This window comes from Xanthomonas sp. WHRI 6106 (assembly GCF_040202405.1).
Classification (GTDB): Bacteria; Pseudomonadota; Gammaproteobacteria; order Xanthomonadales; family Xanthomonadaceae; genus Xanthomonas; species Xanthomonas cannabis.
Map to the genome: position 1 here is coordinate 26,259 of NZ_JBEGFC010000016.1, position 14,997 is coordinate 41,255.

The 14,997-nt window shown below is 66.1% G+C and carries 16 protein-coding genes; 8 read left to right on the forward strand and 8 right to left on the reverse strand.

Annotated elements, in window-relative coordinates; translation table 11 throughout:
* Positions 1 to 16 precede the first annotated feature (16 nt).
* Complete coding sequence (locus tag ABQZ09_RS18865; protein ID WP_184557652.1) at positions 17 to 1,489, reverse strand: amino acid permease; 1,473 nt, start codon at positions 1,487 to 1,489, stop codon at positions 17 to 19.
* Positions 1,490 to 1,628: 139 nt separating this feature from the next.
* Between ABQZ09_RS18865 and ABQZ09_RS18870 the strand changes: the two genes are divergently transcribed.
* Positions 1,629 to 2,213: an NUDIX hydrolase gene (locus ABQZ09_RS18870; RefSeq protein ID WP_184557415.1), complete on the forward strand. Its 585-nt coding sequence runs from the start codon at positions 1,629 to 1,631 to the stop codon at positions 2,211 to 2,213.
* 265 nt (positions 2,214 to 2,478) lie between these two features.
* Here ABQZ09_RS18870 and serA read toward each other — a convergent pair whose 3' ends face one another.
* Entirely contained in the window at positions 2,479 to 3,720 is a 1,242-nt protein-coding gene (gene serA / locus ABQZ09_RS18875; protein ID WP_184557419.1) for a phosphoglycerate dehydrogenase, read from the reverse strand.
* Positions 3,721 to 3,928: 208 nt separating this feature from the next.
* On the opposite strand from serA, the gene ABQZ09_RS18880 reads away from it, so the two are divergent.
* From ABQZ09_RS18880 to ABQZ09_RS18890, 3 genes are read left to right on the forward strand one after another with little or no spacing between them, the layout of a single operon-like run.
* Positions 3,929 to 5,347 (forward strand): D-2-hydroxyglutarate dehydrogenase, encoded by a 1,419-nt coding sequence (locus ABQZ09_RS18880; RefSeq protein WP_184557422.1) that lies wholly within the window; start codon positions 3,929 to 3,931, stop codon positions 5,345 to 5,347.
* 33 nt (positions 5,348 to 5,380) lie between these two features.
* A complete protein-coding gene (locus tag ABQZ09_RS18885; protein WP_039410268.1) occupies positions 5,381 to 5,674 on the forward strand; it encodes a DUF2388 domain-containing protein in 294 nt (97 codons plus the stop codon).
* Positions 5,671 to 7,548, forward strand: a complete 1,878-nt coding sequence (locus ABQZ09_RS18890) for a DUF7844 domain-containing protein (protein WP_349777632.1) — start codon at positions 5,671 to 5,673, stop codon at positions 7,546 to 7,548. The genes ABQZ09_RS18885 and ABQZ09_RS18890 overlap by 4 nt, the downstream gene beginning before the upstream one ends.
* 189 nt (positions 7,549 to 7,737) lie before the next feature.
* Here ABQZ09_RS18890 and ABQZ09_RS18895 read toward each other — a convergent pair whose 3' ends face one another.
* From ABQZ09_RS18895 to ABQZ09_RS18920, 6 genes are all read right to left on the reverse strand, one after another.
* On the reverse strand, positions 7,738 to 8,118 hold the full coding sequence (locus ABQZ09_RS18895) for a hypothetical protein (protein WP_228313898.1): 381 nt from the start codon (positions 8,116 to 8,118) through the stop codon (positions 7,738 to 7,740).
* Positions 8,118 to 8,684, reverse strand: coding sequence for an elongation factor P-like protein YeiP (gene yeiP / locus ABQZ09_RS18900; RefSeq protein ID WP_039410277.1), 567 nt, complete (start codon positions 8,682 to 8,684; stop codon positions 8,118 to 8,120). The genes ABQZ09_RS18895 and yeiP overlap by 1 nt, the downstream gene beginning before the upstream one ends.
* A 119-nt stretch (positions 8,685 to 8,803) precedes the next feature.
* Positions 8,804 to 9,574, reverse strand: coding sequence for an SDR family NAD(P)-dependent oxidoreductase (locus ABQZ09_RS18905; RefSeq protein ID WP_349777633.1), 771 nt, complete (start codon positions 9,572 to 9,574; stop codon positions 8,804 to 8,806).
* A 136-nt stretch (positions 9,575 to 9,710) separates the two neighbouring features.
* Entirely contained in the window at positions 9,711 to 10,607 is an 897-nt protein-coding gene (locus ABQZ09_RS18910) for a hydroxymethylglutaryl-CoA lyase (RefSeq protein WP_349777634.1), read from the reverse strand.
* Positions 10,608 to 10,716: 109 nt separating this feature from the next.
* Positions 10,717 to 11,106 (reverse strand): VOC family protein, encoded by a 390-nt coding sequence (locus ABQZ09_RS18915; protein WP_349777635.1) that lies wholly within the window; start codon positions 11,104 to 11,106, stop codon positions 10,717 to 10,719.
* Positions 11,103 to 11,900 (reverse strand): enoyl-CoA hydratase-related protein, encoded by a 798-nt coding sequence (locus ABQZ09_RS18920; RefSeq protein ID WP_228891046.1) that lies wholly within the window; start codon positions 11,898 to 11,900, stop codon positions 11,103 to 11,105. The genes ABQZ09_RS18915 and ABQZ09_RS18920 overlap by 4 nt, the downstream gene beginning before the upstream one ends.
* Positions 11,901 to 12,014: 114 nt before the next feature.
* Between ABQZ09_RS18920 and ABQZ09_RS18925 the strand changes: the two genes are divergently transcribed.
* From ABQZ09_RS18925 to ABQZ09_RS18940, 4 genes are read left to right on the forward strand one after another with little or no spacing between them, the layout of a single operon-like run.
* Positions 12,015 to 12,263 (forward strand): FeoA family protein, encoded by a 249-nt coding sequence (locus tag ABQZ09_RS18925; protein ID WP_039415340.1) that lies wholly within the window; start codon positions 12,015 to 12,017, stop codon positions 12,261 to 12,263.
* Positions 12,260 to 14,119 (forward strand): ferrous iron transporter B, encoded by a 1,860-nt coding sequence (feoB, locus tag ABQZ09_RS18930; RefSeq protein ID WP_039415338.1) that lies wholly within the window; start codon positions 12,260 to 12,262, stop codon positions 14,117 to 14,119. The genes ABQZ09_RS18925 and feoB overlap by 4 nt, the downstream gene beginning before the upstream one ends.
* A 1-nt stretch (position 14,120) precedes the next feature.
* A complete protein-coding gene (locus tag ABQZ09_RS18935; protein ID WP_184557438.1) occupies positions 14,121 to 14,375 on the forward strand; it encodes a DUF6587 family protein in 255 nt (84 codons plus the stop codon).
* Positions 14,376 to 14,434: 59 nt separating this feature from the next.
* Positions 14,435 to 14,935, forward strand: a complete 501-nt coding sequence (locus ABQZ09_RS18940) for a nuclear transport factor 2 family protein (RefSeq protein ID WP_184557440.1) — start codon at positions 14,435 to 14,437, stop codon at positions 14,933 to 14,935.
* Positions 14,936 to 14,997 lie beyond the last annotated feature (62 nt).

Here is a 14,997-nt window from a genome sequence, read left to right on the forward strand (position 1 = left end):
CGGTCTTGAGAGAGCGTCAGGCCCGCTTGGCCAGACGACTGTTGTGGATGCCGTAGCCGAAATAAATACACAGGCCGATCACGGTCCAGCCCACGAACACCTTCCAGTGCTCTTGGAAGGCCTGGAAGAACAGGGCCAGACACGCAAGCGTCCCCAACGGGCAAATTATCATTGCCAACGGCACCCGGAACGGACGTTCCAGCTCGGGTTTGGTGAAGCGCAGCACCATCACGCCGGCGCACACGGTAGCGAAAGCAAGCAGGGTGCCCATCGACACTAGTTCACCCAGCACGCTGAGCGGAACGAACCCGGCTAGTGATGCGGCGACCACGCCGACGATCACGGTGCCGACGTATGGCGTGTGAAACTTCGGATGCACCTTGCCAAATAGTTTGGGCATCAGCCCATCCTTGGCCATGGTGTAGAAGATGCGTGGCTGCGCCATCAGCATCACCAGTACCACCGAGGACAGGCCGGCGATTGCGCCAATCTCCACCGCGGTCTTGAGCCAGGTCAGTTGTGGATGCGCTTCCAGCGCAGTGGCCACCGGCTTGGCGGTGCCAAGCTGGGTGTACGGCATCAAACCGGTCAACACTGCACAGACGATGATGTAGATGATGGTGCACACCGCCAGCGAGCCGAGAATGCCAATTGGCATGTTGCGCTGTGGATCCTTGGTCTCGCCAGCCGAGGTCGATACCGCGTCGAAGCCAATGTAGGCGAAAAACACGATCGAGGCGGCCCGGAACACGCCACTCCAGCCAAATACGCCGGGTGCTGTGTTTTCGGGAATGAAAGGATGCCAGTTGGCGGGGTCGACGTATGCCGCGCCGAAGCCGACAAACAGGCAGATCACTGCGATCTTGATCGCAACGACAATCGCGTTGATGAAGGCCGATTGGGTAATGCCGACGTAGCACAGCCCGCTCACTGCAGCCACGATGAGGACCGCAGGCAGGTTGAGGATGTTGCCAGACGCGACAAATTCGCCATTGATCCAGGCGAGCGGGGCGTTGGTCAGTTCTGTCGGGAATGGAAGACCCAGCGTTCCGGTGATGAAGCTGATCAGATAGGCCGACCATGCCACCGCGACGCTTGACCCCGCAAACAGATACTCGAGTACCAAGCACCAGCCAATGAACCAGGCGATACCTTCGCCAAGCGTGGCGTAGGAATATGAGTAGGCGCTTCCGGAGACCGGCATCATCGCCGCGAATTCGGCGTAGCACAGGCCGGCAAACGTACAGGCGATGCCCGCGAAGACGAACGATAGCATCACCGCCGGCCCAGCATGGTTGGCTGCCGCCTGGCCTGTCATCACGAAGATACCGGCACCGATGACCGCGCCGATGCCGAGCATGATCAGGTGCTTGGCGGTGAGGGTCCGTTGCAGCGTGGCTTCGCCTTGCAGGCTGCCTTCGACCGGTTCGCCCGCATCGACGCGGCCGGCGGGCTCGATCGGTTTGACCCTCAACAGAGATTTCAGCATTCGGTACGTCCCCAAGTGGCAAAGCGAAGGCGCACGCGCCCGGGCGAAGGTGTGTGCCGCCCCCGAAGGACAGGCAAGCGGCCTACCTTGCCAAAGCTGCACGCTCACGACAAGCACGTACGCAGCATGAATGTCGATAATGGCCGCTTGGCCGACGGGCGACCGGGAACGAGAGATGGTGGATGCAACCTTGCGGCAGCAACTGGCTGCCTACCGCGCACGCTGGCCGGACGAGGCCGTTGTGGCCGACCAGTTTGCGCAGCTGCTGGACGATGCCACCGATCCGTTCGTGCGCGAACGTGTCGAAGGTCATTTCACCGGCTCGGCCTGGGTGGTCAGCGCCGATGGCAGCCGGACCCTGCTGACCCACCACCGCAAGCTGCAGCGCTGGCTGCAGCTGGGCGGGCACGCCGACGGCGACCGCGATCTGGCCCAGGTGGCGCTGCGCGAGGCGGAGGAAGAATCCGGGCTCAGCGGCTTGCGGCTGGCGGACACGGCGCTGTTCGATCTGGACCGTCACTGGATCCCGGCACGCGGCGAGGTGGCCGGGCATTGGCACTTTGATGCGCGTTACGTGGTGATGGCCGGCGCGGACGAGGCGTTCGAAGTCAGCGAAGAATCGCTGGCACTGGCGTGGCGCCCGATCGTCGAGCTGCTTGCAGAACCGGAGCTGGATCCGTCGCTGCGGCGCATGGCCGAGAAGTGGATGGCCCGAGGCGTGTGATGGGTGCTGAGGGTGTGCGCCCTCATCCGCCCTGCGGGCACCTTCTCCCGCACGCGGGAGAAGGGAGCAAGCGGAGACCGATGGCCTGCACTTTCTTCTCTCGCACGCGGGAGAAGGGAGTAAGCGGGAGACCGATGGCCTGCACTTTCTTCTCCCGCACGCGGGAGAAGGGAGCAAGTGGAGACCGATGACCTGCATTTTCTTCTCCCGCTTGCGGGAGAAGGTGGCGCAAAGCGCCGGATGAGGGCGCTCGCGCAACAACAGATCAATACAAAATCCGCGTCCGCAATGTCCCGTCGATCAACGCCAGGCCTTCCTTCAACGCGGTGGCCTGCGCCTCGCTGGCGCTGACATCGATCACCACGTAGCCGACCTTGGGGTCGGTGCGCAGGAACTGGCCGTCGATGTTGACGTTGTGGCGCGAGAACAGTTCGTTGATCTTGGACAGCACGCCCGGCACGTTGCGATGGATATGCAGCAGGCGCAGGCTGTCGGGATGCTCGGGCAGGGTGACTTCCGGGAAATTCACTGCCGACAAGGTGCTGCCGTTGTCGCTGTAGCGCACCAGCTTGGCAGCGACTTCAATGCCGATATTGTCCTGCGCTTCCAGCGTGCTGCCGCCCACGTGCGGGGTCAGGATCACGTTGTCGTGCGCGATCAGTGGCGATTCGAATGCATCGCCATTGCCCTTGGGCTCGATCGGGAACACGTCCACTGCTGCGCCACCGATCTGGCCTGAGGTGAGCGCCGCATCCAGCGCGGCAATGTCGATGACGGTGCCGCGCGAGGCATTGATCAGATGCGCGCCGGGCTTCATGCGGGCGATTTCCGCCGCGCCGATCATGTCCTTGGTGGATGGGGTCTCGGGCACGTGCAAGGTCACCACGTCGGCGCGGGCCAGCAGGTCGTCCAGGTCGATCGCCGCGCGCGCGTTGCCCAGCGACAGCTTGGTTTCGATGTCGTGGAAGACCACCTGCATGCCCAACGATTCGGCCAGCACGCCCACCTGCGTGCCGATGTGCCCGTAACCGACGATGCCCAGCACCTTGCCGCGGGTTTCGTGGCTGCCGGCCGCCGACTTGGACCAGCCGCCACGGTGGCATTCGGCATTTTTCTGCGGAATGCCACGCAACAGCAGGATCGCCTCGGCAATCACCAGCTCGGCCACGCTGCGGGTGTTGGAGTAGGGCGCATTGAACACCGGGATCCCGGCCAGCTCGGCGGCATCCAGGTCCACCTGATTGGTGCCGATGCAGAAACAGCCCACCGCGATCAGCCGCTTGGCGTGCGCCAGCACCTCGGCGCTCAGCTGGGTGCGCGAGCGGATCCCGACGATGTGCGCCTCGGCGATGCGCGCAATCAACTCGTCTTCCGGCAACGACTTGGCGTGCAGTTCGATCTGCGAATAGCCGGCGGCGTGGAATACATCCACCGCGGTGGGGCTGATGCCTTCCAGCAACAGCACGCGGATGTCCTGCTTGGGAAACGAGGTTTTCTTCGGCGACATGGGGGAGCGCATTGCAGCAATCGGGTCGGCAACTATGCCAGATGGGCTGCCCGATGGGGCGCTGGCCATGCGGTGTTTGTGCGGCGCCAGCCCTTGCGCTGCAACGGTTTCAGCTGAATCCAACACGGCCCCGGCGCAGCGCATCGCAACTGGACGAGGCCGGCGCACACTGGCACGCTGTGCGGTTCCTACTGCCGCGCCGCGTGCCATGACCGACCCCCGCATTGTTTCGTTGCAACAGGCCGTGCCGGCCCTGCGCCTGAAAACCGAGCCGGCCGACCTGGAACATTACGGCCGCGACTGGACGCGGCGCTGGACGCCCAACCCGCTGGCCATCGCGCTTCCGGGCTCGGTCGATGAGGTGCAGGCGGTGGTGCGCTGGGCCAATGCGCAGGGCGTGGCGGTGGTGCCATCGGGCGGCCGCACTGGGCTGTCCGGCGGCGCGGTGGCCGCCAATGGCGAACTGGTGCTGAGCCTGGAGCGCTTGAACAAGCCGCTGGACTTCAACCCGGTGGACCGCACGCTGACCGTGCAGGCCGGCATGCCGCTGGAAGCGGTGCACAACGCAGCGCGCGAACAGGGTCTGGTGTACCCGGTGGATTTTGCCGCACGCGGCTCCTGCTCGATCGGCGGCAATATCGCCACCAACGCCGGCGGTATCCGGGTGATCCGCTACGGCAACACCCGCGAATGGGTGGCCGGGCTGAAAGTGGTCACCGGCGGCGGCGAGCTGCTCGAACTCAACAACGCGCTGGTGAAAAATTCCAGCGGCTACGACGTGCGCCATCTGATGATCGGCTCGGAGGGCACCCTGGGCATCGTCGTCGAAGCGACGCTGCGGCTGACCGACCCGCCGCCGCCCAGCAATGTGATGCTGCTGGCGCTGCCCTCGTTCGAGGTGCTGATGCAGGTATTCGCGGCGTTTCGTGCGCAGCTGCGCCTGGAGGCCTTCGAGTTCTTTACCGACCGTGCGCTGGAACACGTGCTCGCGCATGGCGCGCAGGCGCCGTTCGCCGAGGTTCACCCGTATTACGTGGTCACCGAGTTCGCCGCCGGGGATGAAGTGCAGGAAGCGGCGGCGATGGCGGCGTTCGAGACCTGCATGGAACGGGGCTGGGTCAGCGACGGGGTGATCAGTCAGAGCGATGCGCAGGCCGCGCAGCTGTGGCGGCTGCGCGAGGGCATCACCGAGGCCGTGGCGCGCTACACCCCGTACAAGAACGATGTGTCGGTGCGCATCTCGGCAATGCCGGCGTTTCTGGCCGAAACACAGGCCTTGCTCAGCCAGGCGTACCCGCACTTCGATGTGGTGTGGTTCGGCCACATCGGCGATGGCAACCTGCATATCAACGTGCTCAAGCCCGACGACACCAGCCAGGCCGATTTTGTCGCCGCCTGCGATCAGGTCACCAAGGTGCTGGCGCATGCGCTGCAGCGTTTTGGCGGCAGCATCTCTGCCGAGCACGGCATCGGCCTGGTCAAGAAGCCGTATCTGTGGAGTACCCGTTCAACTGCGGAGATCGCGCTGATGCGCGGCATCAAACATGTGCTCGATCCTCATCTTTTGCTGAATCCCGGCAAGCTGTTCGACATGGACGACGCGCCCGGCGTCACGCACGCCGGTTAGTCTTTCGGCACCTCACATGGAATCGACATGCCAATGATGCGCTCTCTGATGTTTTGTGCGTTGACCCTGCTGCCGCTGGCTGCAGCCGCCTCCAGTCTCGCCGGCACGTCGGCCGGCGCATCGTCGGCCGGCTCGTCCAATAGCAGCAGTTCCGGCGACGACAAGGTGGTGGCCGACGCGCGCGAAGATGCGGCCGGCTTCGTTGCCAGCGATGGCGCCATCCGCGGTGCGCGCCTGGAAGCGGCGTTGCTGCAGCTGCGTAGCCGCAGCGATGCGGCACGTCTGTCCAGCGACCTGGAATTGGCTCAGTCCATTCTGGCGCAGTGAGTCGTCGCCGCCGGTGCGGCTGGCTGTGGCTGGCCGCAGCACTCGCACCGGCGGCGTACGGCCAGTCGCAGCTCGCTCCGGCGCTGCAAATTACCGTCGTGCCCGCGGGCCTGAGTCCGGAGCAACGCGATGCCAGCCAGGCGCTGGTCCAGCAGGTCGTGCAGCGCCTGCCGCAGGGCTGGGCGCAACGCCCTGCAGCGCCGATCCAGCTGCAATGGCGCCGCGATCTGCCTGCACGCGTGCATGGCCGCGCCATCGGCAACCACATCCTGCTCGATCGCGCCTTGCTGCAGTCCTGGAGCGCGCAGCCGGCACGTGAGCGCGCCGATGTGACCGCACCGGCCACGCGTGCCGCCATGGCGGCGTTGATCCACGAGTTGGCGCATGTACGCGACCGTGGCGCGGGCAGTGCGTTGTCACGTGACCCCCGCTTGCGCGATCTGGCCGGCTGGCAGGTGCGGCCATGGCGGGTTGGACGCGGCGCAAACCACTTCAGCGACCGCAGCCCCGACGCTTACGAGCGGCATAGCCCAGCAGAGTTCGTCGCGGTCAATCTCGAACATTATGTGCTGGACCCGGACTATGCCTGCCGGCGTCCCGCGTTGGCGGCGTGGTTGTCCGAACAGGTGGGCCCGCCGCAGAACATCGCATCGTGCGCGCCGACGCTGCCCTACCTGCAGGCCGACAACGATGCCGGGGCGATGTCGCTGCTGAGTCTGGATCCTTCGCGCGTGTATGCGGTGGACTACCTGCTGGCCGAAGGGAACCAGCAGCCGATGAGCCGTTGGGGTCACAGCATGTTGCGGCTGGTGATCTGCGCGCCCGGTCGCGTGCCCGGGCCGGATTGCCGGCTGGACCTGCAGTACCACCGCGTGCTCTCGTTCCGCGCGTTTGTGGGCGATGTGCAGATCTCCAGCTGGCGCGGGCTGACCGGGTCGTATCCGTCGCGGCTGTTCGTGTTGTCGCTGAACCAGGTCATCGACGAGTACACCAAGGTGGAACTGCGCGCGCTCTCGTCGGTGCCGCTGGCGCTGACGCCCGAGGAGATCGCCGCGCTGCTCACGCGTGCAGCGCAGGTGCACTGGAGCTACGACGGGCGCTATTACTTCATCGGCAACAACTGCGCGGTGGAGACCTACAAGCTGCTGCACGACGGCGTGTCGCGTCTGGGGGCTGCCGATCTGGCGTCGATCACGCCGCGCGGTGTGCGCCAGCGCCTGCAGCGCGCCGGTATCGCCGATATCGGGGTGTTGGACGACCACGCCCAGGCAATCCGCCAGGGCTATTACTTCGAGTCGGCGGCCACGCATTACCAGGCCATGTTCGAGGTGATCCGGCGCGGCATCCCGGTGCCGCAGACCAGCGTGGCGCATTGGCTCGATGCACAACCCGCCGCACGCGCGCAGTGGTTCGACCAGGGCGGCCTGCGCGAAACCGCAGCGGCGCTGTTGCTGGAGCAGGCGGCACTGCGTCGGCAGGAGTTGCTGGCGCGCGATGCACTCAAGCGGTTGCTGCGCCCTGGCGTGGCCGACCGCGCAAGGGTGCAGGACCAGCTGCACGCAGTATTCGCGCAGCAGGCGCAGTTCAGTCGCCCGGCGACGCTGCTGGCCACCTCCGGTTATGGGCTGCCGCAGACGGACGAACAGCGGCAGCTGGCAGAGCGCGTTGCGCAGGACAGCGGCGTATTGGTCGATGGCTGGAAGCAGCTGCAGCGCTTGGGCCGCCAGCACTTGCCGGCCAACTTGCGCAGTGGATTGGAGCAGGGTGAAGCGAACGTGGCACGTTTGCGTACGCGCTTGCGTGAGCTGGCGCGCGGTGATGCGGCTGCCGACCACGTGCAGTCGGACATGCGCACGCCTCTGCAGGTGCAATAGCGAACCAGGCTACGCAAAGAGGGCGTAGCAGAGCCCCCCTCCCGTCGGGAGAGGGGTTGGTGTGAGGGTACGGGGCAAAGCGAGCGGTAGGTCCAACTGCGCGAGGCTTCGCCCTTACCCTCATCCGACACTACGCACGGCCTTGCCCCCCATAAATGAAGACAATGTCCCGAGGGGAGAAGGGATACTTCAGCCGGCTGGTTGCAGATCCGCTTGCACTGCATATTGGCGCAGCCATTCGCTGATGCGCGCGTCGTTGCGGTACTGCTGCATCAGCTTTGCAAGCCGTGCCGGTGCCGGTGCGCAGAATTGCGCCACGGCGACTTCGATTTCATGGCGGCGGTCGGCGTCATACGGTTCCTCGCCGGCGAAGTGCTCGCACGTGTCGTAGTCGTCCACCAGCGCACGCACGTCATCGGGCATGCCGCACAGGCCGGCCGGGTGCTGCAGCCATTCTTCCTCCACCTTGGGGTCGGTGCAGGTTGCCGGTGCCGACGCGGGCATCGGTACCGGTTCCGCGGTGCAGGCAGCCAGCAGCCCCAGCGACAGGGCTGCGATCAGGCGCCGCATCAGTCGGCGCGGCCAGCAAATTCGCCCGTGGTGGTGTTGACCAGTACGCGCTCACCGTTGCTGATGTACTCGGGCACCATGATTTCCATGCCGGTGTTGAGCTTGGCCGGCTTGGGGCGCTTGGTGGCGGTGCCGCCCTTCAATTCCGGCGGGGTTTCCACCACTTCCAGGGTCACCGTCTGCGGCAGTTGCACCGCCACCGGCTGGTCGTCGATCACCTGCACGTAGATGCCGGTCAGGCCATCGGTGATGTAGCCGGCATCGGTGCCGATCACGTCCGCATCCAGCGTGTACGGGGTGAAGTCTTCGTCGTCCATGAACACAAACGCTTCGCCATCCTTGTACGAGAACGTGGACAGGCGGCGCAGCAGCTCGACGTCGGGCAGGTTGTCGTCGGCATCGAAGCTGGCATCCAGCTTGGCGCCGCCGGGCACGCTGTACATGATGAAGCGGAAACGCACATTGCCGCCGCGCCCCTGCGGCGAGCTGCGCTCGATGTCGCGGATCTGGTAAATGCCGCCGTTGTATTCGACGACGTTGCCTTTCTTGATGTCGTTAGCTTTCATGGGTCAAGTCAGAGATTGGGGATTGGGGATTCGGGATTGGCAAAACAGGATTTCAGGAGGCGGGAAGGGTACGGCGTTCTTGCTGTGACGAATCCCCAATCCCGAATCCCCAATCCCGGCTACTTGGGAGCCAGGCGCACGCCGCCGTCCAGGCGGATCACTTCGCCGTTGAGATAGCGGTTGCGCAGGATGAAGGCGACGGTGTCGGCGTATTCGTCGGGTCGGCCCAGGCGCGAGGGGAACGGAATCGAAGCGGACAGCGATTGCTGCACGGCCTCGGGCATGCCGTCGACCATTGGAGTCCAGAACACGCCGGGCGCGATCGTCATCACGCGGATGCCGAAGCGGGCGAGTTCGCGCGCCATCGGCAGGGTCATGCCCACCACGCCACCTTTGCTCGCGGCATAAGCGGCCTGGCCGATCTGGCCCTCGTAGGCAGCGACCGAGGCGGTGTGGATGATCACGCCGCGCTCGCCGTCGTCACCGGCGGCGTTGTGCTGCATGACATCGGCGGCCGCCTTGGCCACATTGAAGCTGCCGACCAGGTTGACCAGCACGGTGTTGCGGAAGGTCGCCAGCGGCATCGGCGCGTCCTTGCCCAGTACGCGCCCTGCGCCCAGGATACCGGCGCAGTTGACGACAAGAGTGAGCCCGCCCAACGCCTGCGCCGCCTGCGCGATATTGGTTGCCACCTGCGCCTCATCGGTGACGTCGGTGGCGAAGTAATGCGCGTTGCCGGCGCCCAGCGCCGCCAGCGCCGCGTCGGCCTTATCCGCGTTGACATCGAACAGGGCCACCTTGCCGCCGTCGGCCACGACGCGTTGCGCCACGGCCAGGCCCAGGCCGGAGACGCCGCCGGTGACAACGGCAAGAACAGAAGACGGCTGCATGCGATGGTTCCCTGTGATGCGTTGGATGCCGAGCGATGACGGCACGCGAACGGTGGACGAGACGGCTGGCAATTCTAGCCGAAGCCCTTGCGCCAGCGTGGCAGCGACGCTGCCGGCGCGTTGCGGTGCCGGTTGATCAGCCGGCCGCCGCGAGCGCCTTGCCGGTCTTGCTGCCGGTCTCGCGACCGAGCAGCTGCGCCAGCCAGCGGCCGGTGCGGGCGAGGGCGGGCAGGTCGATGCCGGTGGACACGCCCAACCCGTGCAGCAGGTACACCACATCCTCGCTGGCGACGTTGCCGCTGGCGCCCTTGGCGTACGGGCAACCGCCCGCGCCGGACACCGCCGCATCGACCACGCGCACGCCCTGTTCCAGGCATGCAGCGATATTGGCCAGCGCTTGGCCGTAGGTGTCGTGGAAATGCACGGCCAGCGCCTGCATCGGCACTTCCTGTGCGACCGCGGCCAGCATCTGGCGTGCCTTTGCCGGGGTGCCGACGCCGATGGTGTCGCCCAGCGAAATTTCGTAGCAGCCCAGCGTGTACAGCCGCTGCGCGACGTCCACCACATCGGCCACCGGCACCTGTCCTTGATACGGGCAGCCGAGCACGGTGGAGACGTAGCCACGCACGCGTACGCCATCGATGGCGGCCTGCTCCAGCACGGGCCGGAACCGCGCGATCGATTCGTCGATGCCGGCATTGGTGTTGGTGCGGTTGAACGCTTCCGATGCAGCCGTGAACACCGCGACCTCGCGCGCGCCTGCGGCATGGGCACGGACATAGCCCTGCAGGTTCGGCACCAGGACCGGATAGGCGATGCCCGGCGCCTTGCCGATGCCGGCAAAGACATCGGCGGCGTCGGCCAGCTGCGGCACCCAGCGCGGACTGACGAAGCTTGTCGCCTCGATGCTGCGCAGGCCCGTGGCCGAGAGTTGATCGATCAATGCGATCTTGTCGGCGGTGGCGACCGGTTGCGCTTCGTTCTGCAGACCATCGCGCGGGCCGACTTCGACAATGCGGACGAAGTCGCTCATGCGCCCACGTTCCCGCATGCACGCCTGGGCGCGGCCGACGCAACAGCCGCCTCATGTGCGTCCACGTCCGCGCAGGGAGATACAGTGCTCAAGGACATCGGAACGGTGCTCATGCGGCGCGGTGACAGACCGCTTCGAGGTTGTTGCCATCGGGGTCGAGCACGAAGGCGCTGTAATAGTGCGGGTGGTAATGCGGGCGCAGACCGGGAGCGCCGTGATCGCGGCCGCCTGCGGCGAGCGCTGCACGGTGGAAGGCGTCCACGCTGGCGCGATCGGCCGCCGCCAGTGCCAAATGCGCGGTGCCGGGAGCCTGCGCATCGGACCCCAGCCAGACGATTGCACGCTCGATGCCGAAGCCGGCGTGCACGCGGCTGCCGGTCTGGGCCGCGCTCAATTCCACCAGCAGGGTCATGCCCAACGGGGCCAGCGCCGCGCGATAGAACGCGACACTGGCGGCAAGGTCGCCGCAGGCGATGCCAACGTGGTCGATCCCGCTCATGCCACGCTCTCCGGCACCCATGCTGGCGCCCGTTTGTCGAGAAAGGCCCCAAGACCTTCCTGGCCTTCGGGCGACACCCGCAGGCGTGCGATCCAGGCGGCATTGGCGGCATCGATCGCGTCGCGGTCGGCAGGCGGCAGTACCGAACGCACCAGCGTCTTGGCGCTGCTGGCGGCCAGTGGCGCAGCGGCCAGCAGCAGGCGCACCTGTCGCTCCACCGCGATGTCCAACTGGTCGGCCGCCACGAGCTGGTGCAGCAGCCCCAGCAGCTGCGCGGTGCCGGCGTCGAAGATCTCGGCGGTCGCGAACCAGCGGCGCGCCTGGCGCGCGCCGATCGCCGCGATGACATACGGTGATATCACCGCCGGCAGCAGCCCCAGCTTGCTCTCGGTCAGGCCGAAGCGCGCTTCGGTGCAGCCGATGGCGATGTCGCAGCACGCCACCAGGCCGACGCCGCCGCCGAACGCGGCGCCGTTGACGCGGGCAATGGTGGGCTTGGGCAGTTCGTCCAGGGTGCGCATCAGCTGTGCCAGCGCCATTGCATCGGCAGCGTTGGCGGCCTCGCTGGCGTTGGCCATGCCGCGCATCCAGTTCAGGTCTGCGCCGGCGGAAAATGCATCGCCGGCACCGGTCAGCACCACCACGCGGATGTGGGCTGCGTCGGCTGCCTGTTGCAGGGCCTGGGTAAGGGCGCCGATCAAGGTCGCATCGAAGGCGTTATGCACCGTTGGTCGGTGCAGGCGCAAGGTGCGGACCGGTCCCTGGTCCTCGACGATCAAGCCGGTGTCCTGCATTGCGCACGTCCATGAATGAGATGCGAACCATCATAGCGGTACGGGTCGTCGGAGCCATGACGCGGTGCGTCGATGCTAGAATTGAGAACCATTCCTAACAATCAGGCCGTCTTTGTGACGCTGTCCGACATGCCCTTGCATCGCGCCGCCATTGTGGACTCTGTGGAGGATCGTCTTCCCAACGACACGATCGCCCGGCGCTTGCGCGAGCTTGGCTTTGTCGCAGGGGAGGAAGTGACCGTGCTGGCCACCGGGCCGGTGGGGCGCGAACCCTTGCTGGTGCAGGTCGGTTACACCCGGTTTGCGTTGCGTCGCAGCGAGGCGGCGCGCGTACAGGTGCGCCAAGAGGGGGTATCGGCATGAACGCGGCCAGCGTTCCGCTGCGGCTGGCATTGGTCGGCAACCCCAACAGCGGCAAGACCGCCTTGTTCAACCAGCTCACCGGCAGCCGCCAGAAGGTGGCCAATTACACCGGCGTCACCGTCGAGCGTAAGGAGGGCCACTTCCGTGCCCCGTCCGGGCGCGACTTTGCGGTGCTGGATCTGCCCGGCGCCTACAGCCTGCAGCCGGCCAGCCTGGACGAAGCGATCACCCGCGACCTGTGCCGTGGCTTCTATCCCGGCGAACCCGCACCGGACGTACTGGTGTGCGTGATGGATGCGACCAACCTGCGCCTGCACCTGCGCTTTGCGCTGGAGCTGCGCGAGCTGGGCCGGCCGATGATCGTGGCCTTGAACATGGTCGACGCCGCGCAGCGGCGCGGCATCGTCATCGATCTGGCGGCGCTGGAACAGGCGCTCGGTGTGCCGGTGGTCGAAACCGTGGCAGTGCGGCGCGGTGGGGCCAAGGCACTGGTCGAGCGCATCGACGCGCAGGCCACCGGCCTGCACGCGCCCAGTGCAGCACCGCCGGCGGACGGCAACTACCACGCCCAGGTGCGCCAAATTCTGAGTGCGGCAGTAACCATGCCCACGCGCACCTCGCGTGTGGACGACGCGCTGGACCGTTGGCTGCTGCACCCGATCTGGGGCCTGGTCACGCTGGCGGTGGTGATGTTCCTGATCTTCCAGGCGGTGTACGCCTGGGCCACGCCGGTCATGGATCTGATCGACGGCGGCACCGCCGCCTTGGGCGAGTGGGTGGGCGCCACCTTGCCGGAAGGCCCGCTCAACAGCCTGCTCAAGGACGGCATCATCGCCGGCCTGGGCGGGGTGATCATCTTCCTGCCGCAGATCCTGATCCTGTTCGCCTTCATCCTGGCGCTGGAAGAATCCGGCTATCTGCCGCGCGCGGCGTTTCTGCTGGATCGCATGATGGCCGCGGCCGGGCTGTCGGGGCGCTCGTTCATTCCGTTGCTGTCGAGCTTTGCGTGTGCGGTGCCGGGCATCATGTCCACCCGCAGCATCCAGGATCCCCGCGATCGTCTGGCCACCATCATGGTCGCGCCACTGATGACATGTTCGGCGCGGCTGCCCGTGTATGCGCTGCTGATCGGTGCCTTCATCCCGCAGAAAACCGTGTGGGGCATCTTCAACCAGCAGGGGCTGGTGCTGTTCGGGCTGTATGCGGCGGCCATCGTCAGTGCGCTGCTGGTGTCGTGGACCATGAAGAAGTGGCGTCGCGACAAGAGCGAGCATCCGCTGATGCTGGAGTTGCCGTCCTACCGCGTGCCGCAGCTGCGCGACCTGGCACTGGGCCTGTGGGAGCGGGCCTGGATCTTCCTCAAGCGGGTGGGCGGCATCATCCTGGCGCTGACCATCCTGCTGTGGTTCCTGTTGTCGTTTCCGGCGGCGCCCGCCAATGCAACCTTGCCGGCCATCGATTACAGCTTTGCCGGCCGCATCGGCCATGCAATGGCGGTGTTCTTCGCGCCGTTGGGCTTCAACTGGCAGATCTGCATTGCGCTGATTCCCGGACTGGCCGCGCGCGAAGTGGCGGTGGCTTCGCTGGCCACGGTCTATGCCTTGTCGGCCGCCGATGACGATGCCGCAGCGCAGGCGCTGTCGCCGTTGATCAGCGACGGCTGGTCGCTGGCCACCGCGCTGTCGTTGCTGGTCTGGTACATCTACGCGCCGATGTGCATTTCCACGCTGGCCACGATCAAGCGCGAAACCAACTCGTGGAAGCAGATGACCATCAGCGCGGTGTATCTGTTCGCCCTGGCCTACCTGGCCTCGCTGGTGACCTACCAACTGGCCGTCCTGTTGGGTGCAGGCTGATATGGACCTTTCGCTCACGATGCAATACGTGGTCATCGCCATCGCGGTGCTGGCCAGCCTGTGGGTGGTGATGAAAAAGCAGTTCCCCGGCACCTTGCGCCGGCTGCGCGGCGCGCTCGCGCTCGCGCTGCTGCGCACCGGGCGACCTGCCTGGGTGCAGGCGGTCGGTCGTCGCGTGGCGCCGCCGGCTACCCAGGGCACTGCCTCCTGCGGCGGCTGCGATAGCTGCGGCCCGACGCCGCCGCGCAAGCACTGACGCACCCAGCGTCGGCTACACTTGCCCGGCCGCAGGACGCGGCGAAACAAGGGGCGGTGATGCGTTTGCTGGTGTTGTTGGCGGTGCTGGCCGCCGTTGCGGGGTTCTACAACTATGGTGGCAATGCGCTCGATGAAACGCAGGTGCGCGATTTCTACGCCGCCCAGGACAAGGCGATGATGGGCCAGGATGGTGAGGCCCTGTGCGCGATGACCGCGCCGGAATTCGAGATGGTGGTCCTGTACCGCATGGATTCCCATCAAAAGCGCGAGACCACCAATCGCGCCAAGTACTGCAAGTCCAATGGCGAATGGGCGCAGGTGCTCAGCCAGATGCGCCATGTGGCTGAGCCGGAAGAACTGCTCGACTACAAGCAGTCGATCACCAAGATCGAGATTGCACCGGACGCGCGGTCGGCGCTGGTGGAGACGCGTGCCACACTCGGCCTGCCGGGCTTGCGCATGACCTTCCGCTCGCGCGACACATTGATCCGCAAACGGTGGAAGACCCTGATCGAGCGCAGCGAAGGCACGGCCTGGGTCGGCCCCGCGTACCAATAAGCGCGCGTCGCGCCCGGAAATGGCGAGCAATGTATCGCTGCAGTGCACAGCGGCGCAGTCGC